Origin of the sequence: Bacillus yunxiaonensis (assembly GCF_037104695.1) — a bacterium.
Taxonomy (GTDB): Bacteria; Bacillota; Bacilli; order Bacillales; family Bacillaceae_G; genus Bacillus_A; species Bacillus_A yunxiaonensis.
The window spans coordinates 525,905-551,141 of sequence record NZ_JBAWSV010000002.1 but is presented as its reverse complement, the minus strand read 5'-3'; the positions used below and the strand labels follow the sequence as shown (position 1 = coordinate 551,141).

25 protein-coding genes, 1 pseudogene and 3 other annotated features are annotated in these 25,237 nt (G+C 37.7%); of the genes and pseudogenes, 17 read left to right on the top strand and 9 right to left on the bottom strand.

The window, feature by feature from the left end:
- The first annotated feature begins 91 nt into the window (after window positions 1-91).
- Together WAX78_RS08920 and dnaI are read left to right on the top strand one after the other, a co-directional pair.
- Complete coding sequence (locus WAX78_RS08920; protein WP_336481912.1) at window positions 92-1,498, top strand: replication initiation and membrane attachment family protein; 1,407 nt, start codon at window positions 92-94, stop codon at window positions 1,496-1,498.
- 33 nt (window positions 1,499-1,531) lie between these two features.
- Window positions 1,532-2,470, top strand: coding sequence for a primosomal protein DnaI (gene dnaI / locus WAX78_RS08915; RefSeq protein WP_336481911.1), 939 nt, complete (start codon window positions 1,532-1,534; stop codon window positions 2,468-2,470).
- Window positions 2,471-2,499: 29 nt separating this feature from the next.
- Here the strand turns inward: dnaI and WAX78_RS08910 are convergent, their stop codons facing one another.
- Window positions 2,500-2,697: a DUF4177 domain-containing protein gene (locus tag WAX78_RS08910; protein ID WP_336481910.1), complete on the bottom strand. Its 198-nt coding sequence runs from the start codon at window positions 2,695-2,697 to the stop codon at window positions 2,500-2,502.
- 149 nt (window positions 2,698-2,846) lie between these two features.
- Here WAX78_RS08910 and ytxC point away from each other — a divergent pair, with 149 nt between their 5' ends.
- The 8 genes from ytxC to WAX78_RS08870 all read left to right on the top strand — a co-directional run bounded on the left by ytxC (window position 2,847) and on the right by WAX78_RS08870 (window position 10,726).
- Entirely contained in the window at window positions 2,847-3,728 is an 882-nt protein-coding gene (gene ytxC / locus WAX78_RS08905; protein WP_336481909.1) for a putative sporulation protein YtxC, read from the top strand.
- 32 nt (window positions 3,729-3,760) lie between these two features.
- Window positions 3,761-3,987, top strand: a binding site (T-box leader).
- A 50-nt stretch (window positions 3,988-4,037) separates the two neighbouring features.
- On the top strand, window positions 4,038-5,969 hold the full coding sequence (gene thrS, locus WAX78_RS08900; RefSeq protein ID WP_336481908.1) for a threonine--tRNA ligase: 1,932 nt from the start codon (window positions 4,038-4,040) through the stop codon (window positions 5,967-5,969).
- A 199-nt stretch (window positions 5,970-6,168) separates the two neighbouring features.
- Window positions 6,169-6,289, top strand: a sequence feature (ribosomal protein L20 leader region).
- 62 nt (window positions 6,290-6,351) lie between these two features.
- Complete coding sequence (gene infC, locus WAX78_RS08895; protein ID WP_020060081.1) at window positions 6,352-6,855, top strand: translation initiation factor IF-3; 504 nt, start codon at window positions 6,352-6,354, stop codon at window positions 6,853-6,855.
- A gap of 21 nt (window positions 6,856-6,876) precedes the next feature.
- On the top strand, window positions 6,877-7,074 hold the full coding sequence (gene rpmI, locus WAX78_RS08890) for a 50S ribosomal protein L35 (protein WP_020060080.1): 198 nt from the start codon (window positions 6,877-6,879) through the stop codon (window positions 7,072-7,074).
- 40 nt (window positions 7,075-7,114) lie between these two features.
- Complete coding sequence (gene rplT, locus WAX78_RS08885) at window positions 7,115-7,474, top strand: 50S ribosomal protein L20 (RefSeq protein ID WP_230573755.1); 360 nt, start codon at window positions 7,115-7,117, stop codon at window positions 7,472-7,474.
- A gap of 183 nt (window positions 7,475-7,657) precedes the next feature.
- A complete protein-coding gene (adhP, locus tag WAX78_RS08880; protein ID WP_336481907.1) occupies window positions 7,658-8,674 on the top strand; it encodes an alcohol dehydrogenase AdhP in 1,017 nt (338 codons plus the stop codon).
- 403 nt (window positions 8,675-9,077) lie between these two features.
- Entirely contained in the window at window positions 9,078-9,569 is a 492-nt protein-coding gene (locus WAX78_RS08875; RefSeq protein ID WP_336481906.1) for a dUTP diphosphatase, read from the top strand.
- 71 nt (window positions 9,570-9,640) lie between these two features.
- Window positions 9,641-10,726, top strand: coding sequence for a M42 family metallopeptidase (locus WAX78_RS08870; protein ID WP_336481905.1), 1,086 nt, complete (start codon window positions 9,641-9,643; stop codon window positions 10,724-10,726).
- A gap of 38 nt (window positions 10,727-10,764) precedes the next feature.
- On the opposite strand, the gene WAX78_RS08865 is transcribed toward WAX78_RS08870, so the two are convergent.
- Window positions 10,765-11,385, bottom strand: a complete 621-nt coding sequence (locus tag WAX78_RS08865; RefSeq protein ID WP_336481904.1) for a TetR/AcrR family transcriptional regulator — start codon at window positions 11,383-11,385, stop codon at window positions 10,765-10,767.
- A gap of 285 nt (window positions 11,386-11,670) precedes the next feature.
- Between WAX78_RS08865 and WAX78_RS08860 the strand changes: the two genes are divergently transcribed.
- Window positions 11,671-12,324: an HlyD family secretion protein gene (locus WAX78_RS08860; protein WP_336481903.1), complete on the top strand. Its 654-nt coding sequence runs from the start codon at window positions 11,671-11,673 to the stop codon at window positions 12,322-12,324.
- A gap of 13 nt (window positions 12,325-12,337) precedes the next feature.
- Window positions 12,338-14,185: a DHA2 family efflux MFS transporter permease subunit gene (locus WAX78_RS08855; RefSeq protein ID WP_336481902.1), complete on the top strand. Its 1,848-nt coding sequence runs from the start codon at window positions 12,338-12,340 to the stop codon at window positions 14,183-14,185.
- A gap of 144 nt (window positions 14,186-14,329) precedes the next feature.
- Here the strand turns inward: WAX78_RS08855 and WAX78_RS08850 are convergent, their stop codons facing one another.
- The 3 genes from WAX78_RS08850 to WAX78_RS08840 form a co-directional block, all read right to left on the bottom strand.
- Window positions 14,330-14,911 carry an HD domain-containing protein gene (locus WAX78_RS08850; protein WP_336481901.1) on the bottom strand — a complete coding sequence of 194 codons (582 nt, stop codon included), beginning with the start codon at window positions 14,909-14,911 and terminating at the stop codon, window positions 14,330-14,332.
- A gap of 129 nt (window positions 14,912-15,040) precedes the next feature.
- Window positions 15,041-15,454, bottom strand: coding sequence for a hypothetical protein (locus WAX78_RS08845; protein WP_336481900.1), 414 nt, complete (start codon window positions 15,452-15,454; stop codon window positions 15,041-15,043).
- 35 nt (window positions 15,455-15,489) lie between these two features.
- The gene (locus WAX78_RS08840; RefSeq protein WP_336481899.1) at window positions 15,490-15,843 is read right to left on the bottom strand and encodes an ammonia permease; all 354 of its coding nucleotides are present in this window, start codon (window positions 15,841-15,843) and stop codon (window positions 15,490-15,492) included.
- Between the two features lie 95 nt (window positions 15,844-15,938).
- On the opposite strand from WAX78_RS08840, the pseudogene WAX78_RS08835 reads away from it, so the two are divergent.
- Window positions 15,939-16,391 (top strand): annotated as a pseudogene (locus tag WAX78_RS08835) (DUF5643 domain-containing protein); the annotation flags it as partial.
- 124 nt (window positions 16,392-16,515) lie between these two features.
- On the opposite strand, the gene WAX78_RS08830 reads toward WAX78_RS08835, so the two are convergent.
- Window positions 16,516-17,232 (bottom strand): CPBP family intramembrane glutamic endopeptidase, encoded by a 717-nt coding sequence (locus tag WAX78_RS08830; protein ID WP_336481898.1) that lies wholly within the window; start codon window positions 17,230-17,232, stop codon window positions 16,516-16,518.
- Between the two features lie 569 nt (window positions 17,233-17,801).
- On the opposite strand from WAX78_RS08830, the gene WAX78_RS08825 reads away from it, so the two are divergent.
- Window positions 17,802-18,140 carry a hypothetical protein gene (locus WAX78_RS08825; protein WP_336481897.1) on the top strand — a complete coding sequence of 113 codons (339 nt, stop codon included), beginning with the start codon at window positions 17,802-17,804 and terminating at the stop codon, window positions 18,138-18,140.
- A 507-nt stretch (window positions 18,141-18,647) separates the two neighbouring features.
- Here the strand turns inward: WAX78_RS08825 and sspI are convergent.
- On the bottom strand, window positions 18,648-18,857 hold the full coding sequence (sspI, locus tag WAX78_RS08820) for a small acid-soluble spore protein SspI (RefSeq protein ID WP_336481896.1): 210 nt from the start codon (window positions 18,855-18,857) through the stop codon (window positions 18,648-18,650).
- A gap of 82 nt (window positions 18,858-18,939) precedes the next feature.
- On the opposite strand from sspI, the gene WAX78_RS08815 reads away from it, so the two are divergent.
- The 3 genes from WAX78_RS08815 to pheT all read left to right on the top strand — a co-directional run bounded on the left by WAX78_RS08815 (window position 18,940) and on the right by pheT (window position 23,516).
- The gene (locus WAX78_RS08815; RefSeq protein ID WP_336481895.1) at window positions 18,940-19,737 is read left to right on the top strand and encodes a TrmH family RNA methyltransferase; all 798 of its coding nucleotides are present in this window, start codon (window positions 18,940-18,942) and stop codon (window positions 19,735-19,737) included.
- A 32-nt stretch (window positions 19,738-19,769) separates the two neighbouring features.
- Window positions 19,770-19,998, top strand: a binding site (T-box leader).
- A 44-nt stretch (window positions 19,999-20,042) separates the two neighbouring features.
- Entirely contained in the window at window positions 20,043-21,077 is a 1,035-nt protein-coding gene (gene pheS / locus WAX78_RS08810) for a phenylalanine--tRNA ligase subunit alpha (RefSeq protein ID WP_336481894.1), read from the top strand.
- Between the two features lie 18 nt (window positions 21,078-21,095).
- A complete protein-coding gene (gene pheT / locus WAX78_RS08805; protein ID WP_336481893.1) occupies window positions 21,096-23,516 on the top strand; it encodes a phenylalanine--tRNA ligase subunit beta in 2,421 nt (806 codons plus the stop codon).
- A gap of 151 nt (window positions 23,517-23,667) precedes the next feature.
- Here the strand turns inward: pheT and WAX78_RS08800 are convergent, their stop codons facing one another.
- A complete protein-coding gene (locus tag WAX78_RS08800) occupies window positions 23,668-24,381 on the bottom strand; it encodes a hypothetical protein (RefSeq protein WP_336481892.1) in 714 nt (237 codons plus the stop codon).
- Between the two features lie 256 nt (window positions 24,382-24,637).
- Window positions 24,638-25,207: a hypothetical protein gene (locus WAX78_RS08795; RefSeq protein ID WP_336481891.1), complete on the bottom strand. Its 570-nt coding sequence runs from the start codon at window positions 25,205-25,207 to the stop codon at window positions 24,638-24,640.
- Between the last annotated feature and the right edge of the window lie 30 nt (window positions 25,208-25,237).

Below are 25,237 nucleotides of genomic sequence, written 5' to 3'. Positions count from 1 at the left end.
AGGGCTTTCCCTCAGTGGGGGATGAAAAACCCCACCACTGTTGGAAGTTTCACTTTATGATAAGAATGGATAACAGAAAGGATTTGCAAGGATGGAAAGACAGTCATGGATGGAGTTACTGCCAATTGACCGTTATAAAGTAAGCGCAAGAGGACTGCTCAGTAATTATGACCGTAAAGTGCTTACGATGCTATATCAACCGCTAATCGGTAGTAAAGCTTTTAGTTTATATATGACATTGTGGGGAGAATTGGAGCAGGATCGTTTATTTGGAAGAGAAAATACACACCATTCTATTATGGTAACGATGCAAATGCAGCTCCCAGATATTTATGAAGAACGTATGAAATTAGAGGCAATTGGGCTTTTAAATGTGTATATGAAAAAAGAAAAAGACATTCGCATGTTTATTTATGAGTTGCAGCCACCGCTCATGCCGAAGCAATTTTTTGATGATGTTGTATTAAGTATTTTTTTATATAACCGCTTAAGCAAGGCAAAATACAATCAAGTAAAGCAATATTTTTTAGAAGAAGAATTTGACTTCGCTTCTTATGAAAATATGACACGATCCTTTAATGATGTGTTTGGTTCGTTTAATCCAGGACAAGTTGAGTATGCCAAGGAAGAATTGCTTATACCAAATACAACTGTGATGCCGAGCAGAGTGCAGGGGAATGCACCTCAACTTTGGAATGATTTCTTTGATTTTTCATTATTTGTAGAAGGATTATCAGCGCTCGTTCCGCGTAAAGCCATTACAGAACAGATGCGCGAATGTGTGATGACATTAGCATACGTATACGGAATTGATCCGCTATCCATGCAAAATGTTGTTCTTGGTGCTGTTACAGAACATCATACAATTGATATGGAACGATTGCGAAAAGGTGCGCGTGATTGGTATCAATTTGAGAATGGGCAAGCACTCCCGGTGTTTAGTGAACGAACGCAGCCATTGCATGCGCGGACGATGAAAGAAAAAGAACCGACAACACAAGAAGAAATGCTCATTAAGCAGTTAGAAGAAATTTCGCCAAGAGAGTTATTAAAAGAAATTTCGGGCGGGGCTGAGCCGACGAAAGCTGATTTGCAAATTATTGAAGAAGTGATGTTGAATCAGAAGCTCACACCAGGCGTTGTAAATGTGCTTATTTATTATGTGATGCTGCGCTCTGATATGAAACTGGCGAAATCGTATGTAGAAAAGATCGCCGGGCATTGGGCAAGGAAGAAGGTAGGCACAGTGTCAGAAGCGATGGCTTTAGCAAAAGAAGAGAATCGCCAATATCAAGAATGGGCTGAGACGAAGAAAAAAGGCCGTACATCGAAGAAACTAGTACGGAAAGAAATGGTGCCGGATTGGCTTAAGGAAGAAGCGAAAGAAGAATCTAAAGAACAATCGCAAGATCGTGCAAGTTCAAAAGAAAATCCAAGCAAGCTAGAAGAAGAACGAAAGAGACTGGAAGAAGTACTAAAAAAATATAAGCGTGATTAGTAGAGGAGAATGAACGCTCTTTGAGGTGAAAAAATGGAGCATATTCAAAATTCATTTGCAAAATTGATGCAAAACGAAAATTTTAAAAATAGATATGAAGTGTTAAAAGCAGAAGTTATGGCACATCCCCGTGTGAAAGAATTTGTGGAAGAACATAAAGGGGAAGTAACGACTTCTATGATAGAACGAAGTCTTGTGAAACTGTATGAATATATTGAGCAAAGTGTTGGATGCACAGATTGTCCGAACTTAGAATCATGTAAAAATATGATTCAAGGATATGAGCCAAAATTGATTATTCAAGGTAAGATGATTGATATTCAGTATGATCGTTGTGTGAGAAAAGTAGCTTATGATGAGAGAAAGAAATATGAAAAATTAGTGCAGAGTGTCTATATGCCAAGTGATATTTTGAAGGCTTCTATGGAAAATTTAGACCCATCGGATTTAGATGCGCGTATTGATGCGATTGATGCAGCGAATGGATTTTTAAGTGCGTATGAACCGGGGAAAAAAGTACAGGGTTTATATCTCTATGGTAAATTTGGTGTAGGAAAAACGTATCTCTTAGGAGCGATTGCAAATGAATTAGCCTTAAAAAAGGTAAGTTCAATGATTGTATACTTACCAGAATTTTTACGGGAAATTAAAAGTTCACTGCAAGATAACACGATAGGTGAAAAGATTGATGCTGTGAAGCGTGTACAAGTCTTAATGTTAGATGATATTGGGGCAGAAGCAATGTCCAGCTTTGTACGTGATGATGTCCTCGGTGCCATCTTACAATTTCGCATGTTGGAAAATTTACCGACGTTCTTTACATCAAATTTTGATTTTAAAGAGTTAGAACATCATCTAACATATACGCAGCGTGGAGAAGCAGAAGAAATGAAAGCGGCCCGTATTATGGAGCGTATTAAATATTTAGCGAAGCCGATTCCTATTGGTGGGAAAAATCGTCGGCATACGTAAAGAGCAAGCAGTGAGCTTGCTCTTTTTTATTATATAGTTTGTTTTCGTTCGAAAATAAGTTCGAAATATGCAGTTGATCCAGTTCCTGCTGTACTAGGAGCGAAAATTTGTACGAAGCGCCAACCTTCTTTAGCGTGTTCTGTAATAATTGTTTGATAATCTTCTTTTGGTTTAGATGCCATTAGACCGGATTTTAGTTCGATTTTTACAAATTTGTATTCGTACATATTGTATCGCTCTTTTTAAAATCTTTTTAGTAAAATTATACAGTAAAAATGGCTTATGAATATAAAAAATTCATATTAGCTTGTATCATTTTTTGTACATTCCCCTAATATATATGGAAATAGCAAGGATTATAAAAGGGGGGACAAAAGTGATTGAAATTTGCTTCGAAGAAAAAAATGATGCCATTGTTATATATAAAGAGCTGAAAAAACGGACAGATGATATAAATGCAGAAATAAGTATTTATTTGTACGAACAAATGGTGATTGTTCATATACCAATACAAAAATCAGGCTATATTGATCGAGTGGTTATTCCAGTACTTGTTCAATATATTATAAATACAAAACAAGATGAATGGATAAGTGCTATTTTAAAAGAGAAGTTTTACTATGAAGAGCGAGAAGAGAGAATTCAAATTTTACATATGGCCCATTCTATTTTGAATGGAAAACGTAAAGGGCTAACAGATGCGCTTTCTAAACAAAGAGGGAAAGAATTGGTGGTGTCTTCCTTGCGAGGATGGATGCGCGATACGATGTCTTTTTCGTTTGAAGCATATATCCGTTTTCGCTTAAGAAAGTACAGTGAATTTTTATATCGAACTGCGGAGATGGCGATAGACGAATATAAATTAGAACAAGAGTATCAAATGTTTGTGGAAACGCTTAGGCAGCAAGTAAGCAGTCGAAAGTCGCGTTTGTCATCCTTGCATCTTGTGTTTGATGACAGTTTTATTTTTTATGATGAAAAGGGAGCTCGTTTAAAACAAGATAAACTTGTTCAGTATATAGAAGAAGGATTACTCTCTCAAAAAGATTTATATATTGATCCGAATATCATGGCGCCGCTTCTTTCAATTGCGCCTAAAAAAATTCATCTGTATACAAAAGAGCAAGATCATAATATGATCGTGACAATTCAAAATGTGTTTCAAGAGAGAGTGCAACTATATGCGCTTCATGAATTTGAAAAGAATGTGAAAAATTATAAAAATAAAGGGAACGCCCTTGATTTTCTAAATTTTTGAGCATATAATTACGTACATACATGAAAATACATTGAAATGTTACGATGAGGACATGAGTGATTATCTACGATTCTCAGAGAGGGAAGCCTTAGGCTGTGAGCTTCTTAATACGAGATTATTACTTACCACCTCTGAACTTCAGCAGTGAACGAAATTCTAGTAATTGCTGACGGTAAATGCCGTTATAATGAACTTGAGCAGTTAACAATGCGTTAGCTGGAACAAGGGTGGAACCACGAATTCAACACTCGTCCCTTTTTATAGGGACGGGTGTTTTTTATTTTGACTATAAAAAAGGAGTGACCAAAGATGGCAGATGTAGTAAAAATTACATTCCCAGACGGAGCTGTGAAGGAGTTTCCAAAAGGAACAACAACAGAAGACATTGCTGCTTCTATTAGCCCTGGCTTAAAGAAAAAAGCGATCGCAGGGAAATTAAATGAGGAAATGGTAGACTTACGTACACCGATTGAGCAAGATGGTACAATTTCTATCGTTACATTAGATTCTGAAGATGGTTTGTACATTTTACGCCATTCAACAGCCCACCTATTAGCACAAGCATTAAAGCGTTTATATAAAGATGTGAAGCTAGGAATTGGTCCAGTAATCGAAAATGGCTTCTACTACGATATCGATATGGAAGAAGCAATTACAGTTGAGGACTTCCCAAAAATTGAAAAAGAAATGCAAAAGATTGTGAACGAGAACTTAGAAATCGTTCGTCATGAAGTACCACGTGCTGAAGCACTTCGTCGCTATGAAGAAATCGGCGATGAGCTAAAATTAGAATTAATTAACGATCTTCCAGAAGATGCGGTTATTTCAATTTATGAACAAGGCGAATTCTTCGACCTTTGCCGCGGTATTCACCTTCCATCTACAGGGAAGATTAAAGTATTTAAATTATTAAGCGTGGCAGGTGCTTACTGGCGCGGTGATAGCAACAACAAAATGTTGCAACGTATTTACGGTACTGCATTCGTGAAAAAAGCAGAATTAGATGAGCATCTACGTATGCTTGAAGAAGCGAAAGAGCGTGATCACCGTAAATTAGGTAAAGAGTTAAAACTATTTACAAATAGCCAAAAAGTAGGACAAGGTTTACCACTTTGGTTACCAAAAGGTGCAACAATCCGCCGTATTATCGAGCGTTACATTGTTGATAAAGAGGCAAGTTTAGGCTATGACCACGTATATACTCCGGTACTAGGAAGCCGAGAGCTTTATGAAACTTCTGGTCACTGGAATCACTACCGAGATGGCATGTTCCCATCAATGGAAATGGATAATGAAGAATTAGTACTTCGTCCAATGAACTGCCCTCACCATATGATGGTTTATAAAAATGATATCCATAGCTATCGTGAATTACCAATCCGTATTGCGGAGCTTGGAACAATGCACCGCTATGAAATGTCTGGTGCACTATCTGGATTACAGCGTGTACGCGGGATGACTTTAAATGATGCGCACATTTTCGTTCGTCCAGACCAAATTAAAGAAGAATTAAAACGCGTTGTAAACTTAACTTTAGAAGTATACAAAGACTTCGGTTTAGAAAATTATTCATTCCGCTTATCTTATCGTGATCCAGAGGATACTAAAAAGTATTACGATGACGATGAAATGTGGGAAAGAGCACAAGGCATGTTAAAAGAAGCTATGGATGAAATGGGTCTTGAGTACTATGAAGCTGAAGGTGAAGCGGCGTTCTATGGTCCGAAACTTGACGTGCAAGTTCGTACTGCGCTTGGAAAAGACGAAACACTTTCAACTGTACAATTAGACTTCTTACTTCCAGAACGCTTTGAATTAACTTACATCGGTGAAGACGGTAAGCATCATCGTCCAGTTGTTATCCACCGCGGTGTTGTATCAACTATGGAACGCTTTGTTGCCTTCTTAATCGAAGAATACAAAGGTGCATTCCCAACTTGGTTGGCACCAGTTCAAGTGCAAGTAATTCCAGTTTCTCCGCAAGTACATTTAGACTATGCGAAGAAAGTACAAGAAGAATTACAACGTGCTGGCATTCGTGTTGAAGTGGATACTCGTGACGAGAAAATCGGTTACAAAATCCGCGAAGCACAAATGCAAAAAATCCCGTATATGCTTGTAGTAGGTGACAATGAAGTTGCTGAAACTGGTGTAAACGTACGTAAATACGGCGAACAAAAATCAGAAACAATCTCATTAGATGCTTTCGTTGACTTAATTAAAGCTGAAGGAAAACGATAAGAAAAAGTCGCGGTTCGTCCGCGGCTTTTTTTATATTTTTGTTTGGTAATAAGAACCAAAGTTCGCTTTGTATAAAAAAATGTTGCATGTATTCGTTTTGTTTGTTACAATATTTTTTGTTGCTACTTAAGAAGCTCGACTTCTTGACACGCATCACGTCCTATGATAGAATCATCAAGGATAATAGAATACGGATTTGTGGAACAAGTAGAAGCACCCGCTTCTCACCTGATTGACGCGAAAGCAGTTACCGGGTAAATGTATTTCTTACTTAAGATATTACAAGTGTGGGTGTCATATGCCCGCACTTTTTTGTTTGGGTTCTGCCTTCCCAAAACGTATTCCCATAAAACCTTGGAGGTGGCTTACTATTAGCAAGGACATGATGATTAACGAGCAAATTCGTGCACGTGAAGTACGTTTAGTTGGTGCAAATGGTGATCAACTTGGAATTAAGTCTCGTCAAGAAGCATTAGATATGGCTGCAAACGTAAATCTTGATCTAGTATTAGTTGCTCCAAATGCGAAACCACCAGTATGCCGTATTATGGACTACGGAAAATTCCGCTTTGAGCAACAAAAGAAAGAAAAAGAGCAGCGCAAAAATCAAAAAATCATTAGCATGAAAGAAGTTCGTTTAAGTCCAACAATCGATGAACATGACTTTAACACAAAACTTCGTAATGCTATTAAATTCTTGGAGAAAGGCGACAAAGTTAAAGCGTCTATTCGCTTTAAAGGTCGTGCTATTACTCATAAAGAAATCGGTCAACGTGTTTTAGATCGCTTCTCTGAAGCTTGTGCTGAAGTTAGTACAATTGAATCTAAGCCAAAAATGGAAGGACGTAGTATGTTCTTAGTTTTAGCACCGAAAAATGATAAGTAATAAATAGAGGAGGAAATCACTATGCCTAAACAGAAAACTCACCGCGGCGCTGCAAAGCGTTTCAAAAAAACAGGATCTGGTAAACTAAAGCGTTCTCACGCTTACACAAGCCACTTATTCGCTAACAAATCTACAAAAGCTAAACGTAAATTACGTAAAGCTGGTGTAGTAAGCGCTGGTGACTTCAAACGTATTCGTCAAATGCTTGACAACATGTAATTAATATTTTGTTCAGATAGATATCTAGGAGGGAAATAATATGCCAAGAGTAAAAGGTGGTACGGTTACTCGTAAACGTCGTAAAAAAATTATTAAATTAGCAAAAGGTTACTACGGTTCTAAACATACATTATACAAAGTTGCTAACCAACAAGTAATGAAATCTTTAATGTATGCGTTCCGTGACCGTCGTCAAAAGAAACGTGACTTCCGTAAATTATGGATCACTCGTATTAACGCAGCTGCTCGTATGAACGGTCTTTCTTACAGCCGTTTAATGAACGGTCTTAAGCTTGCTGGTATCGAAGTAAACCGCAAAATGCTTGCTGACCTAGCTGTTTATGACGAAAAAGCTTTCGCTGAATTAGCAACAGCTGCTAAAACTGCTTTAAACAAGTAATTGATAATAAATCCTTAGGACATTGCTCCTAAGGATTTTTTTAATGTTTATTATCAAAGAATAAATCCTAATATTCATAAAAAATTCAAAAAATATCCAAAAAAGTTCCTCTTTGGTAAATAGAAATGCTTTAATATGTAAATGAAAACTTTTTCCAAAAAGCGGGTTGAAGGAGGAATTCATTTGAAAGCAGCTGTTGTAAACCAATTTAAAGAACAATTAGAGGTAAAGGACGTGCCGAAACCGAAAGCAGGTCCAAATCAAGTACTTGTACATATTCACGCTTGCGGCGTTTGTCATACGGACTTGCATGCAGCACACGGTGATTGGCCAGTAAAGCCGAAGCTGCCATTAATTCCAGGACATGAAGGTGTTGGTGTAATTGAAGAAGTCGGCGAAGGTGTTACGCATTTAAAAGTTGGTGATCGTGTTGGGATCCCATGGTTATATTCAGCATGTGGTCATTGTGAATACTGTTTAACAGGAAGAGAAACGCTTTGCTTGGATCAACATAACGCCGGCTATTCTGTTGATGGCGGTTATGCCGAATATTGCGTTGCGGCAGCGGATTACGTAATGCAAGTGCCTGAGAACTTAAGTTTTATTGACGCAGCACCGCTGTTTTGTGCAGGTGTTACAACATATAAAGCGTTAAAAGTATCTGAAGCAAAACCTGGACAGTGGGTTGCTATCTTTGGGATTGGTGGACTTGGACACCTAGCAGTACAATATGCAAAGGCAATGGGCTTACACGTTGTAGCTGTGGATACATTTGATGAAAAACTTGAACTCGCAAAAGAATTGGGTGCAGATTTAGTCGTGAATCCATTAAAAGAGGATGCAGCACTTTGGATTCATGAACAAGTAAATGGTGTGCATGCTTCCATTTGTACAGCTGTGTCGAAGCCGGCATTTGACCAAGCCTACCGTGCAGTGCGCCGCGGCGGATCATGCGTTGCAGTCGGTTTACCACCAGAGATGATGGAAGTGCCAATTTTTGATACTGTATTAAATGCTGTAAAAATCGTTGGCTCTATCGTTGGAACACGTAAAGATTTACAAGAAGCACTGCAATTTGCCGCAGAAGGAAAAGTAAAAGTAATTATTGAAACACGTCATCTTCATGAAATTAATGATATTTTTTCTGAAATGGAAGAAGGAAAGATTAATGGACGTGTTGTTTTAGATATGACAAAGTAGGCATAAAAGATACAATAATATAGAAGAATAAACATAAAAGTCGGAGGTATTTCTCGGGCTTTTTATGTTTATCCTTCTATTCGCGGGTAGTAAGACCCCACCCATAAGATTATGAGGAGTCCGAAGAAGATAGATGGAGGATAACTGCTGGCATGCGCCCGATTGGTGAGAGCTTTCCATTTTCCATTAGTGGGGATGAAGAAAACTTCCACTGATGAAAGTTTCACTTTATTTGAATGAAATATGCTGTGAAAAGGAAGCTTGACTTCAGACAATCTTGTCTTTCCACGCGAAACTGACACTGTTATAATGTAAGAATATGACTTGCTTATTTTCTTACATTTACCATTAGAATGGAACAATATCGGATAATGTTTATTTGATATTGAAGGAGGAGTACGTTTTGGATTTACTACAACTATTTAAATTACAAAAAGAGTTAGACGACCGTATTGCGAGAGAACATAATTTAGAGCCGAAAAAGCTCTTAAAAGAAAAAATGCTAGCGCTTCTTGTAGAAATTGGTGAACTGGCAAATGAAACACGCTGCTTTAAATATTGGAGCAACAAGCCAGCATCTGAGTGTGAGATTGTACTAGAAGAGTATGTAGATGGCTTACATTTTATTTTATCTATCGGGATTGACTTAGGCGTTGATAAAAATTTCTTGTTTTATAAGTGTGCAACAACAAATAAAACGCAGGTAGAAATTTTCTTAGATGCATATGCAAAAGCAATCCGTTTTAACGAACAGCCGTCTATTACAAATTATATTGAATTGTTTACGAGCTATCTTCGCCTAGGACAAGCACTTGATTTTGATCAAGAAGAGATTGAGAAAGCATATTTAGATAAAAACGAAGTGAATCATCAGCGTCAAACAGAAGGGTATTGATGAAATTTTTTGAACATTCTTTCCCCCTCTTGTATAATTGAAGGGATGAAGAAAAAGGAGGTCATTGTCCAATGACAAAATTAGATGCGACATTGACAATGTTAAAAGAACTAACGGATGCACGCGGGATTGCAGGAAATGAACGTGAGCCTCGTGAAGTAATGAAAAAATATATTGCACCGTTTGCTGATGAAGTATCAACAGATAATTTAGGAAGCTTAGTTGCGAAAAAAATCGGTGACGGTAACGGCCCAAAAATTATGGTAGCGGGTCACTTAGATGAAGTTGGTTTTATGATTACGCAAATTACTGATAAAGGTTTCTTACGCTTCCAAACAGTTGGCGGCTGGTGGTCACAAGTTATGTTAGCACAGCGTGTAACTATTGTTACGAGCAACGGTGATGTAACGGGGGTCATTGGTTCAAAACCACCTCACGTTTTACCAGTAGAAGCTCGTAAAAAACCAGTGGATATTAAAGATATGTTTATTGATATTGGTGCTTCTAGTAAAGAAGAGGCAATGGAGTGGGGCGTACGTCCAGGAGATCAAGTTGTACCATATTTTGAATTCCAAGTGATGAAAAATGAGAAAATGTTACTTGCGAAAGCATGGGACAACCGCATTGGCTGTGCAATCGCAATTGATGTCCTAAAACAATTAAAAGATGAAAAACATCCAAATATCGTATACGGTGTTGGAACTGTACAAGAAGAAGTAGGTCTTCGCGGGGCGAAAACATCTGCAAATTATATTCAACCTGATATCGCATTTGCAGTCGATGTTGGTATTGCTGGTGATACACCAGGTATAAGCGAAAAAGAAGCACAAGGCAAAATGGGTGATGGCCCGCAAATTATTTTATATGATGCATCTATCGTTGGACATAAAGGTCTTCGTGACTTCGTTGTTGGCGTAGCAGATGAATTAAATATTCCATATCAATACGATGCACTGCCAGGCGGCGGAACGGATGCAGGTGCAATTCATGTTTCTGTAGATGGTATTCCAGCGATGGCAATTACAATTGCAACTCGCTATATTCATTCTCATGCTGCAATGTTACATCGTGATGACTATGAAAACACAGTGAAGTTAATTGTAGAAGTTGTGAAACGTCTTGATGCTGAGGCTGTACATAACATTACATTTGATTGATATAAGAAAGAGCGAAAGGATATTCTTTTCGCTCTTTTTCATTTAAATGGTGATTCTAATCCAGCGGCTGCATACGGACCTAAAATGATTAAACGAGATAGCTGCAAGGCCATGTAATGGGGCGTATACGGCATGTTTCGTTTTAACCAAGAAAGAATCATACCTAAATGTGCACCTGTAATATAACTAGCGAGAATATCACGAGGCACAATCAATTCTTCTTCATTTGGTTGTGAAAGAGAAAGGGCGATAAGCAGATTCGCTTGAATCGCTTTCATCATTTGCAAGGAAAACTTCGGAATCCCGTTATCTCCGAGCATCACTTGATAAAAGAAAGCATGTTCAGCAATATGGCTAAACAAAGATAAAAAGATAGGATGGGGCGTATCAAAGGTAAGTTCAAACTCCTTCTTATCTAATTTCTTCGACTTGAGAATATCCGCTAATGTTGTTAACATTTCTTCAATGCTTTTGTCTAATAAATCATATTTGTCGTGATAATGACTATAGAAGGTTGCGCGATTTACAGTTGCCTTTTCAGCAATATCTTGAACCGTAATGCTATCAAAACCCTTTTCATGTATTAAAGATATAAGAGCATCATGGATCGCTTGCCTCGTTCGTTTTACGCGTGGATCATTTGAATTTTTAATAGACATTTTCGTTCTCCTTGCTTTGTTTTTCATACTTTTTCAACACATATATAGGCGAATGTCGGAAAAACAACATATCGAAATAAATTGACGGTTGTCGTTCGTAATAAATTATTTATAATTATAAACGATATTCTTTTTCTTAGCACAAAATAAGGAGAGTATTTTGTGCCAGAAAAAGGGTTCTTTTTTTTGATTAGTCCTTAATAATATGAATGGTCAATATTATTAACTAAAAAAGAAAGGGCTTATTAGAAAACAAACTAAAATTAAAAATAAGGAGAGAACACAATGAGTCAATTACGAAGAATGGTTGTCATCAACATTATTACATTGATTGTGTTAGTTGGTGGAGGATTTGCTGGCTATTATTATTATAATCAATCAACAAATTATTTAAAAACAGACAATGCTAAAATTGATGGGAAAGTAGTACCTATTGCATCTCCAGTTTCTGGGAAATTAACAAGCTGGACAGCTGAAGTAGGAAAAAATTATAATGCTGGCGATAAAGTAGGTTCTGTAACGAGTAACGCTGGCAATACAGCGCAAGAAGTAGATGTTACAGTTCCAACAAATGCAACGCTTGTTCAATCGAATGCAACGCAAGATTCTTACATTGCGCCGGGAACACCACTTGCATATGCGTATAATATGAGCGACTTATGGGTAACGGCAAACATTAAAGAAACAGATATCGACGATGTTCAAAAAGGGCAAGATGTAGATGTATATGTAGATGCATATCCTTCTACAACATTAACAGGAAAAGTAGAACAAATTGGTTTAACAACAGCAAATACATTCTCTATGCTGCCATCTAGCAATGCAACAGCAAACTATACGAAAGTAACACAAGTTATTCCGGTTAAAATCTCACTAGACCATAATAAATCATTAAATATTGTCCCGGGCATGAATGTCACAGTTCGAATTCATAAGTAAGGGGGAATGAAATATGTCCTCGATTTTTATTGCAGGGTACGCTCTTTTATGTATTGGCGTGTTCATCGTTGTAAATCGTGTCTTTAGGAAAAAAGAAAAGGGGCTAGAAGAACCAGTTCAAGCGGTTTTTGAAGATACAAAAGAGGCAGTAATAAGACAAGAAACATCTGAAGCTACTGAAGAAAGAACTGGAAAACAAGCGATTGTAGAAGAATCAATTGTAAAACAAGAAGAACCAGCCCAAGAACAAAAAATCGTAAAACAAGAAGAACCAGTTCAAGAACAAAAAGCAGAAGGTACAGAACAGAAATCTTCTCGTTCTCAAACGATGCTTCCTGATTTTAACGTAAAAGCAGTCTTGGGTGTTCTTATTTTCGGGATGTTCATTTCGATTTTGAATCAAACATTAATTAACGTGGCTTTGCCAGCATTAATGAATGAATTTAATGTATCAACATCTACAGCGCAGTGGCTTACAACGGGTTTTATGCTTGTGAACGGGGTATTAGTACCGATTAGTGCATTTTTAGTTTCTCGATTTACGTATCGAAACTTATTTCTATCGGCTATGCTGTTCTTTACAGTAGGTTCGCTTATTTGTGCGCTATCTGGAAGTTTTACGATGATGATGACAGGACGTGTCATTCAAGCTGTTGGTGCTGGTATTTTAATGCCTGTCGGAATGAATATTTTTATGACAATCTTCCCGCCGCATAAACGCGGGGCCGCGATGGGACTACTTGGTATTGCGATGATTTTAGGACCTGCCGTTGGACCAACAATTACAGGGTGGGTTATTCAAAACTATACATGGAATGTTATGTTCTATGCGATGTTTATTATTGGTGTACTCATTATTGCATTAGCACTAAAATATTTCACACTGAAACAGCCTGTATCAAAGGCAACGCTAGATACGTTTGGTGTGATCGCTTCTAGTATCGGACTTGGAAGCTTACTATATGGTTTTAGTGAAGCGGGAAATAACGGTTGGAGCAGTGCAGAAGTTATCATTGCAATTGTAATTGGTATCATTGGACTAAGTTTATTCATATGGAGACAGTTAACGGCTGACAATAAAATGTTAGATCTGCGCGTATTCCGCTATTCTGCATTTACTTCGACGCTTTTAATCAATGCAATTGTTACAATGGCATTATATGGCGGCATGATATTGCTTCCTGTATATTTACAAAATATCCGTGGATTTACACCGATTGATTCCGGATTACTCCTTCTTCCAGGATCTTTAATCATGGGATTGATGGGGCCGTTTGCCGGGAAATTATTTGATAAATATGGAATTCGCCCACTTGCTATTTTTGGATTACTTCTTACAACGTACGCAACATATCAATTTACACATTTAACATTAGACACACCTTATTTTGAAATTATGAGAGATTATATTATTCGTTCGTTTGGGATGTCCTTTATCATGATGCCAATCATGACAGCGGGGATGAATGCTCTACCAATGAGACTCATTTCTCATGGAACGGCAACGCAAAATACATCAAGACAAGTTGCTGGTTCAATCGGGACTGCGCTCTTAATTACAATTATGACGCAGCAAACGACAAATCATATGGCAGACTATGCAAATGCAATAACAACAACGAATCCAATTATTGTAGACAAACTAGCTCAAATGGGGCAAAGTGTTGCTGCATTGACTGGGTCAGCTCAGGCAGGAAACGCGTTAGGTTCGCAAATGCTATTTGGGCAAGTTTCGAAGTTGTCCGTTATTAACGGAATTAATGATGCGTTTTGGATTGCGACGCTCTTAACAGCCATTGCCTTAGTCTTATCGTTTTTCTTACAACCAGGAAATAAGGCGAACAAAAAAGCAGAGAGATAATCTCTGCTTTTTTTATTTGTAAGTTTGTTATTCATGTATTTTCAGTTATCCCGCTATTTTGGGCGGTAAGAGCCCGATTGGGTGAGCCTTCCATCAGTGGGGGATGAAGAAAATCCCCCATTGATGGAAGTTTCACTTTTTATGTTAATGCTGTACAAGTTTTGTTTGTTCTTTTCCTTTATTTGCAGGAATATGCAAACAGGATGGTGGATTTGTTTGTAATTCGCGATCTACCATCTGATCTAATCGCTTGATCGCTTGCAGTGCTTTTTCATAAGAGATTGTTCGATAGTGATGTGTTCCCCCTGGTTCTTCATCTGCTTCATCTGCCCATTTAATAATATTTTGCAGAGACGTTCTTTCAAGTGTTTGCTCTAGTAGAAAAGAATCAGTGTGCAGGAGAATGGCAACAGAAATTTCCTTTGCTTGATTAGGGTGTTCTCCTAATCGGATTAGCAATTTATGAGCTCTTTCCGCTCCTTTAATAGCGTGTATATCATTCTCTTTATACAATTCATAGTCCCATTCCCCATTGCGATACCATGTGTGATGTCCGATATCATGAAGAAAGCCAGCCTTTGTTGCCGCATCGACTGAGGCGTGATGCTTTTTGGCTAAGTGGAACGCGTGATAAGCGACAGCAATCGCATGAACCATTCCAGAACGGTTTACATATTTTTGGGTGATGGGATGCTGAAAAATTTGTTCAAGTGTAACACGGCGCATAAAACATTCACTCCTTTCATTCAGTGCAGTATATTTTAGAGAAAAACAATAGCTATAAATATATTTTGAACATTTTACTACATCATTGTTATGTTAGTAAAGTAATTAATGATGTAATAGAAAAAAAATTTATTCTACTTTTACTTGAAAGATATACCCCACATCGCCTTGCTCCCAAAAAACGCCGATATGATATATGTATGTTCCAGGTTCACTTGGAAGAGGAATTGTATTGTTTTTATTTAAAACAACAGGAACAGCGGCTCCGTTACGAAGCATCGTAACATCAATTGATTTCTGTTTCCTTTTTGATTTGACAGAGAAGGCAGCTTCACTTCCTTTTCGTACAACAGCGGGTGTATGTTTGGTGGCTATTTGCTCAGGACCAATCTTATCCACACATTTTGTATCCCAGCAATAACTTCCCTGATATACTTCTAAAGGTTTCTCGTTTACTTTTACACTCATTTTTGGAAGCGATTCTTGTTCTTGGTGGCAACTTGCTAAAAATAAGAAGCAAAAAAACAAGAAGGATTTTTTCAAGTTATGTTCTCCTTTCAAGATAATAAAGAAGAGTATTACATCATTTCATAAAAAAACATCCCTACTACAACAAGAGAAAATACAGTAATCCCTACATGTTTAATGCTAGTTATTTGATTGCGCGCCCCGCTAATTCCTGCTAATAAACTAGCGATAGCTAACATACCCCAGTACATAGACGTCGAAAGTAGGAGAGACTGTTCTGCATCCCTTCCTATCCCTGCAAAAATAAGAGGCAGGAGAACGAGTGAAAAACAAACGATTCCCATTAGAAGAATAAACCATTTTTTATGTATTGCTCCTCTTATAATGAAAAATAGTCCCCCGCCAATGCCGCATAGTACAAGAACGGGTACGAAAAATATCCAGAGTAAGCTAAAGATTGGCATATGTAAGAAAACCTCCTATGTAATAAGTTATATTTTATAACAAGCGGTTTATTTTGGATATTATGAAAAAATGTGGATTTTTGATAGAAATGGATGATACACAAGTTGTATATCGAGATATCAGATTGATGAGCCATAAATCTTCTGTTAAAGGAGAATGGGGATTTTCTTTTAAAGCGTCTGGCGATAAGTTAAAAATAGAGACAAAGACAATACCGATTCATAAGCATTTTACATTGCAAAACGGTCAAAGGATAGAAGTTGAAGATTTAAAAATCACGCCAGCATCTACGAAATTGAACTATAAAATGCTAAACGGAACAGAGCTAGATGTAACTTTTTCTGCGAAAGATCAAAATGGTAATGACTTAAAGCCTGTGTCAGGACATACATTACTTAAAGACAGTTATTCGTGTTTTGAAACACTGGACGATAGTGTTTCAAAAATTACGTTTACTCCTACAGTAACATCTGGTGAAGAAGGAGAAAAGAAAACGGATTATCGAAAAGTGCTAAAAGAGGAAGCATTTGAAGTTGTTGTAAAATAGGAAAAGAGGTATCGCTTTGTAGTGATACCTCTTTTCATCCCGCTACTTTTGGGCAGTAAGACCCCGAGTGGGTGGGCTCTCCATCAGTGGGGGATGAAGCCCCCCAACTGATGGAAGTTTCACTTTATAATAAAAACGCCAGTGTGTTATTTATCATATGGAATAACATAGCTGGAATAATGGAGTTCGTTTTTTTACATAATACAGCCATAAACATGCCCATGATAAAAGCACTAACCATAATACCTAGAGAATATGTATGAGCGATTCCAAAGATGAAGCTTGATCCGATTGATGCCAGCCAAAATGGAAAACGCTGCTGGAAAAATTGAAGAATGATTCCGCGGAAAATAAGTTCTTCAAAAATAGGAATGAATATGGCAGATCCAATTATTAATAGAATTTTATATTGTTTTAAAGTTTCTAAATGTAAAGCATTAGATTGTTGCTGCGGTGCATCAGGAAATAAAGATGCAAGGAAGAACTGATTGATAAGGATACTAAGTCCCAAGAAAAGAAATAAGTATATATATGTACGAACTTTCTTGAGTACTTGAAAGTTGAAAATAGGAAATAATAATCTTTTAATCGGTTCGAATTTATAAATGAATAACAATAAAACTAATAATTGTAAAAGAGTGTTTCCAGTATTTCCGATTGATTCATATAGGGCAATTTGTTTTTTGTCAGTAAGACCATGGGTGTAAATGATAGCAGGGAGTACTACAAATAAGCCGCTTATGAGTCCTGTTCCAAAATAAGCGAATAACAAAGAACCAATGAATTTTCCCCATGATAAAGAATGTTTTTGATCATATGTAAGTTGTACAGAATGCTGCATATATCCAATCCTCTCTATTATGTATATTTAAAATTATACATATTTGGATAAAATGTTCTATAGTCAAATATTACATAATAGTTAAAAATTTCATAATTAAAATAAAAACCACCCCAGCATTTGCTAAGGTGATTTTTATTCCGCTATTCGTGGACAGTAATACCCTCACCTCAAGATTCAGAGAGAAGCGTTGTCCAGCTCTAGCAGCTAGAATCTCCGGTCGTTTCGCCCCCTCGGACGAGGCAAAAAGCGCCTCTCTGGCGTCCTGCGATTCTGGGCGGCCGCTTTCGCTTTTCTACAGAAGATAGGTGTGGGGATTACTGCTGGCATGCGCCAGATTGGTGAGAGCTTTCCATCGGTGGAGGATGAAGAAAACCCCCACTGATGGAAGTTTCGCTTTATTTTGGATAGAAAAAGAGAATCTAGTATTTGCTGGAGAAGGCCATGTCGTTATGATTGATAGAAGAGATAAAAAATTATTAACCATGATATAGAGCAAGGTATCAAAAATCTTACTAATACAGAAATCACGCCTAATTTTGGGAATATTTTAACAAAATGATCGAAAGTTGTCCAAATGTCTATTTCGCAGAGCCATATTCGGTCATATAAATATAAGTAACCTCATAAAGAAAGGAATTGATTTTATGGCACTTTTAACTAACTGTCAAACTTGCACTCCTCCTGCAGGTTCAACATCTATTCTCACTGTAAACGTACCTGGTGGACTTGCTATTAACCTATTGGGAATTCATATTGAAGTTTGCCCAGTCTGTATTACAGTATTTACTGGTGGTGGTACACTAACAGCTCAACAACAAAATATTGCAAACAACCTTCTTCAGTCTATTCGCACCTTCGTCCCAAATATTCCGGATATTCCATCTATTTCGGATACTCAAGCATAAATAAATTAATAAGTGTATAGGTATATGAATTAGCCTTCGGTTTTCTCCGCAAGGCTTTTTTATATAATGCATTTTTCTTTTTTGAGGAGCAATACTGAGCGATAGTCATTTCGCAATCATTGCTTTCAATTTTACTGAGTTGGTGTCGTTACGAAAACAGTTAAAACATTTGTTGTTCGGATGAACGCGATTATAAATACCATTTTAGGCCCGTTATTCAATGGAATTATGGAGGATATCAACAATTAAGCCTATTAAACGCTGTTGCGGCGACTATTGAAATAATCAACAGCTATTTTTCGGGGCATTAAAATGTCAACCTTATCTTTGGGTAAAGAGCTTAAAATGTTCCATAGTTACATACTATGTAATCATTTGAAATTCCATAATCAAAATAGAAATCACCTCAGCAAATGCTGAGGTGATTTCTATCATTCTTACTCCGTTATTTTTATAAAGCAAAATTTCTTTACCTTAAGAGTCAAGGATAGGTGAGGAAGAAATTCTTTATTTTTTTAAGCCTTGCTCCAACGTCGTTAACATCTCATGTTTTTCATTTTCATCAGCATTTTTCCAAATGACTTCAAACAAAACGCCAAGTCCTGGAAGCATTTTTTCTTCCCCGCTTTGAATCGCATCGATAATTGTTTCTTGTAATTGGTCTTGCGTATTTCCTGATACGTTCGCTAATACAGCACCGCGTAAATTAAAGTTCATCACTTTCACCTCTTTTTAGGAATGGAAACTGACATTAGTTTTTGTTCTTTTTTATGTAAATATGTATGAAAAATAGGCTATAATGAGAAGACAAGAAGAGAGGGAAATACATATTATGAAAAACATTGATTCAGTACAAAATCCGCGCGTAAAGCAGTGGAAAAAGCTGCAGACGAAAAAAGAGCGCGATAAAAAAGGACTATTTTTTGTAGAAGGATTCCATTTAGTGGAGGAAGCTTTAAAAGCAGGAGTTGTAACAGAACTTATCGTTTCAGATCAAACAGATCTTCCGAAAGATTGGACGGTTGCTGATGTCGAAATGTATATTGTGCCTGAAGTAATTGTAAAGGTACTTCGTGAAACAGAAACAACACAAGGCGTATTTGCGGTTTGTGAAAAACAAGAAAAAGAAGTGAATTTGACAGATGGAAAATTCCTATTACTTGACGGTCTGCAAGATCCAGGTAACTTAGGAACAATTATTCGTACAGCAGATGCAGCTGGTATTCATGCCGTTGTGCTTGGAGAAGGATGCGTTGATATTTATAACAGTAAAGTACTGCGTTCTACACAAGGCTCTGTATTCCATTTACCGATTGTAAAAGGAAGCTTAGAAGAATGGGTAGACAAATTAAAAGAAAAGAACGTTCCTGTATACGGAACAGCTCTTGAAAACGGGGTTCCGTACGGTGAAGTTACACCGGCGGGAAGTTTCGCACTAATTGTAGGGAACGAAGGAAATGGTGTACGCCAAGAGATTCTTACTAAATGTAATCAAAACTTATACATCCCGATTTATGGAGGAGCAGAATCATTAAATGTTGCGGTTGCAGCAGGGATTTTAACGTATTATTTACAAACTCCGGTTGCGAATCGATAAAAAACTTCTTATAATAGATGGAAGTAAAATAGTTAAAAACGTTGATAGAGAAGAGTAACTTGCAAAATCGCCATATAGGGAGAGAATTCCGTAGACTGAAAGTATTCTCATGGTAGACGTAAGTGAATTCACCTCTGGAGTTGACGCCAGGACCATGTAAATGTAAAGGCGTTCCGGCTTAAAAAGCCGTTATAACGAATTGAGTGGGCAGACTTGTTCTGTCAATTTAGGGTGGTACCGCGAATTTACCTCGTCCCTTTTTAGGGAGCGAGGTTTTTTTATTTTTAAAATTAGGAGGGTTCCAAATGGAAGCACGTTTAAAAGAGCTAAAGCAAGAAGCGTTAGAGCTTATTGAAAAAGCGAAGGAGCTAAAGGGCTTAAACGATGTACGCATAGCGTATTTAGGAAAAAAAGGTCCGATTACAGAAGTACTGCGCGGCATGGGGAAATTATCTCCAGAAGAGCGTCCGCGTATGGGAGCGTTAGTAAATGAAGTGCGTGAAGCAATTCAAACACGTTTAGAAGAAAAAATTAATCATTTAGAAAAAGCGGTAATTGAAGCAAAATTATCATCTGAAACAATTGATGTAACATTACCAGGCCGTCCTGTAAATACAGGCTGTCACCATCCGTTAACAGCAGTTGTTGAGCAAATTGAAGATTTATTCATCGGTATGGGGTATGAAGTTGCTGAAGGTCCAGAAGTAGAAAAAGACTATTACAACTTCGAAGCGTTAAACTTACCGAAAGATCACCCAGCACGCGATATGCAAGATTCTTTCTACATTACAGAAGAAATGTTGCTTCGTACACATACATCTTCTGTACAAGCAAGAACGATGGAAAAGAATACAGAAAAAGGCCCAATTAAAATTATTTGCCCTGGTAAAGTATATCGCCGTGATGATGATGATGCAACGCACTCTCACCAGTTCATGCAAATCGAAGGTCTTGTAATCGACAAAAACATTCGTATGAGTGATTTAAAAGGTACATTACAAGCATTTGCGAAGAAGATGTTCGGTGAAGACCGTGAAATTCGCCTTCGCCCAAGTTTCTTCCCATTCACAGAGCCATCTGTTGAAATGGATATTTCTTGTATGATGTGTCATGGAAAAGGTTGCGGCACATGTAAAGGAACTGGCTGGATTGAAATTTTAGGTGCAGGTATGGTTCATCCGAACGTTCTTGAAATGGCTGGCTATGATTCAAAAGAATATCAAGGCTTCGCATTCGGTATGGGTGCAGAGCGTATTGCGATGTTAAAGTACGGCATTGATGACATTCGTCATTTCTATACAAACGATGTACGTTTCTTACAACAATTCAAACGAGCGTAAGGGAAGGAGAGATAAAGAATGTTCGTATCATATCGTTGGTTACAAGAGTATGTAGATATTAAAGATGTAACAGCACAAGAATTAGCTGATAAAATTACGAAAAGCGGTATCGAAGTAGAAGGCGTTGAAGTATTAAATAAAGGCGTAAAAGGTGTTGTAGTTGGTCACGTATTAGAGTGCGAAAAACACCCGGAAGCTGATAAGTTAAGCAAATGCTTAATCGACATCGGTGAGGAAGAGCCAGTTCAAATTATTTGCGGAGCTCCTAACATTGCGAAAGGTTTAAAAGTTCCAGTTGCAAAAGTTGGTGCTGTTCTTCCTGGCAACTTCAAAATTAAAAAGGCAAAACTACGCGGCGAAGCATCTCATGGTATGGTTTGTTCTTTACAAGAGCTTGGCATTGATGGGAAATTAGTTGCAAAAGATTATGCAGAAGGTATTTTCATCTTCCCAAGTGATGCAGAAGTTGGCGCAGATGCATTAGAAATCTTAAACCTACATGATGAAGTACTTGAACTAGGTTTAACACCGAACCGCGCAGATTGCTTAAACATGTTAGGTGTTGCATACGAAGTAGCAGCAATTTACGGTCGTGAAGTGAAACTTCCAGCAGCAGACTTACAAGAAGCAGCAGAAAAAACATCTGATTACATTTCTGTAAGTGTAGAAGCAACAGAGCAAAACCCACTATACATTGCAAAAATGGTGAAAAACGTAAAAGTTGGTCCATCACCAATCTGGATGCAAACGCGCCTAATGGCAGCGGGTATTCGTCCGATTAGCAACGTAGTTGATATTACAAACTATATCTTAATTGAATACGGTCAACCGTTACATGCGTTTGACTATGATAAATTAGGATCAAAAGAAATCGTTGTTCGTCTTGCACAAGAAGGCGAGAAAATGACAACATTAGACGATCAAGAACGTACATTACAAGCTCACCACCTTGTCATTACAAATGGTACAAAAGCATTAGCTGTTGCCGGTGTAATGGGCGGAGCAAACTCTGAAGTAGATAACGATACAGTAAACGTATTAATCGAGTCTGCATATTTCGCAGGTCAAACAGTACGCCGCACATCAAAAGACTTAGGTCTTCGCAGCGAATCAAGTGCTCGTTTTGAAAAAGGCATCGACCCAACACGTACATTCGAAGCGATTCAACACGCAGCGGCATTAATGGCAAAATATGCTGGCGGCGAAGCGTTAGAAGGCGTTGTAGAAGTTGATAACTTACAAGTAGAAGAGCGTACAGTATCTGTTACAGTTGAAAAAATTAATCGTGTATTAGGTACAGACATTTCTGCTAATCAAGTGAGCACAATCTTTACAAACTTAAAGTTCCCATTCACAGAAGTGGAAGGAACATTCCATGTGAACGTACCAGCACGTCGTCCTGATATTACAATTTCAGAGGATTTAGTAGAAGAAGTAGGTCGCTTATACGGATACGACCATATTCCTTCAACATTACCAACTGGTACAATCACGCGCGGTAAATTAACAGCGGCGCAAACAAAGCGTCGTAAAGTACGCCGTTATTTAGAAGGCGCTGGTTTATATGAAGCGATTACGTATTCATTAACAAGTGCTGAAAAAGCAAAACAATATATGGTTGAGTCAAACGAAAAGACACCTGTGAACCTTGCACTTCCAATGAGTGAGGAGCGCAGTCAGCTTCGTTTAAGCCTAGTACCGCAATTATTGGAAGCAGTAGCTTATAACAACGCTCGTAAAGTAGATAACGTTGCGTTATACGAAGTAGGTTCTGTATTCTTACCAACAGTAGAAGGCGAACTTCCTAAAGAAGAACAACATCTTGCTGGTGTTATGACAGGGCTAGCTCTTCATCATCAATGGCAAGGTGAGAAGAAGGCTGTTGACTTCTTCGTTATGAAAGGTGTATTAGAAGGCTTATTTGACGTACTTGGCGTTGCGAAGAGCATCACATATGTACCGGCAAAACGTGAAGGCATGCATCCAGGACGTACAGCTGATATTGTACTAGACGGCGAAAATATTGGTTTCATCGGTCAATTACACCCAGAAGCGCAAAAACAATTAGATGTAAAAGAAACGTACGTATTCGAATTATCTCTTGCGAAAGTATTCGCAGCAGAGGCAGAAGAAACGTACTACACAACAATCCCGCGCTTCCCATCTATGACACGCGATATGGCTGTTGTAGTAGCGAAAGAAGTAAAAGCTGGTGAAATGAAGCAAACAATTGCTGAAGCAGGCGGAGAGCTTCTAAAAGAAGTAACATTATTCGACTTATACGAAGGCGAAAAAATGGAAGAAGGCAAGAAATCACTTGCATTCTCTATGAACTACTTCGACCCAGAACGTACATTAACAGATGAAGAAGTAACAGAAGCACATAGCCGTGTATTAGCAGCGGTAGAAGAGAAATTTGGTGCAGAGTTACGTAAATAATAAAAAAGCAGCCTTGTGGCTGCTTTTTATTGTTTTTTGTGTAATTTATCCCGCTATTCGGGGGCAGTTAAACTGATGAAAGTCTTTGTTAATAACCGAATTGATATGAAAGGTGAATCCCATTATCATTAGAAATAGAAGCTTCATTTGATTATGCATAAGGTGAAAGAGCGGTTACTTCTTTGGAAAAAGGGACTCCATTTACAGTACCTGAAGCTGTAAGAGTTATATCTCCAGGTCCAAAAACAGTGACAGTAGTGTTAAAGAACCCGTCTTTTTCTGTAAAAACCATGTTTGGAGAAACAGTTGCTGAACCTGCTACTGTGAAAAACACTGGTATTCCTGCAAATCCGATACCATTGACTAATAAACGATCTTGCTCAGAAGCGTTATCATCTTCATTTGTCAAATTGAATCCAAGATCTACGTCTATACTAGTAATTGCTAATCTTTTAACACAAACCTTGACGATCTCTTTTTCTTTGAATGTAAACGCAACCCGCTGTCCATTTATAACTCCAAAGTTTTGTTCTTGGGCAGAAACTTCGCTAAAAATGGCTACGCCAGTCACCTCAAAAATGTCACCCTCATTGGCATCTTCGCGGTTAACGACACATTGAAATGGGATATCGTCTACAACTTGAAAACCTGGCACTAGAGTCCCATCTTCTAAAACAGCTGTATAAGTAAGAGTTGTATGGATGGCTCCGTAAATAGAAACTCTTTCTGGGAGTACCTTTTCAATATTTGCTTCAACTGTTTTCGTGAAGGTAACGGTATTTTCGAGTGCTGGGGGGACAAGTTGCGCTGTGTGTTCAACAGCAACCTGGCAACAAGTTGTTGGATTAGTAAGAGGATAAGCCATTAAGTATTCCTCCTTGGTTTTATAGGATATATTCTCTTCAGACGGGTTGGGATTTTTATATTCTTATTCGTTGGTAATAAGACTTTCACTGTATTCCTCGAATGAATTGTCTGAATAGAATGGGATGCTTCTTCTATAAGTTATGAAATATATATGGAGCTTGTATGGGAGAATGTCGGGGGGGATTACTATTTTTAATAAATAAGTTTATTCGTCCATCACAAATATAAAAATGAGCCCATTTTATATTTGTTTGCTAAGTAATCATTTGTATGGAAACTTTTATAATATCTTTTTCTGTAAAATTGAAAGCAAGAATTGGCTCATATAATTGAGAATCATTTGATTTTCCAAAGTTAGCTTCATAGGAGAAAATTTCACTGAGTATTTTTTGCTCGATGATGCTAAATTGATGGTTTTCTTTTATATCCATTGATTCTATAAGACCTTGGAAGGGAACATCATCTTGGATACTATGGTTTGGAATCTCTTTGTCATGCATTACTGCTGTATAAGTAATAGTTTTACGGATAAAGCCAACGACGACAACGACCTCTGAACACACCTTTTCAATCGTAGTAAATATTTGTTTATCAACTTCGATGGTTCCTCTTTTTGCAGGGGGAACTAATGGGATTTTGTGTTCTACAATTTGTCTGCAGCACATAGTTTTTGGTTCAGGAGATTTCGATAATTGTATCGGTTTTTGGATTGTTGGAGATGTTGGTAATTTTACAGATTTTTGAATTGCATGAAGTTCTGGTAGAACGATATAAGGAAAAAAAGGTGTGCTTGTAACGAAATTTTTTTTAAAATCTGGACTCATTTACGTTTCCTCGCTTTTTCATTAAGGTAT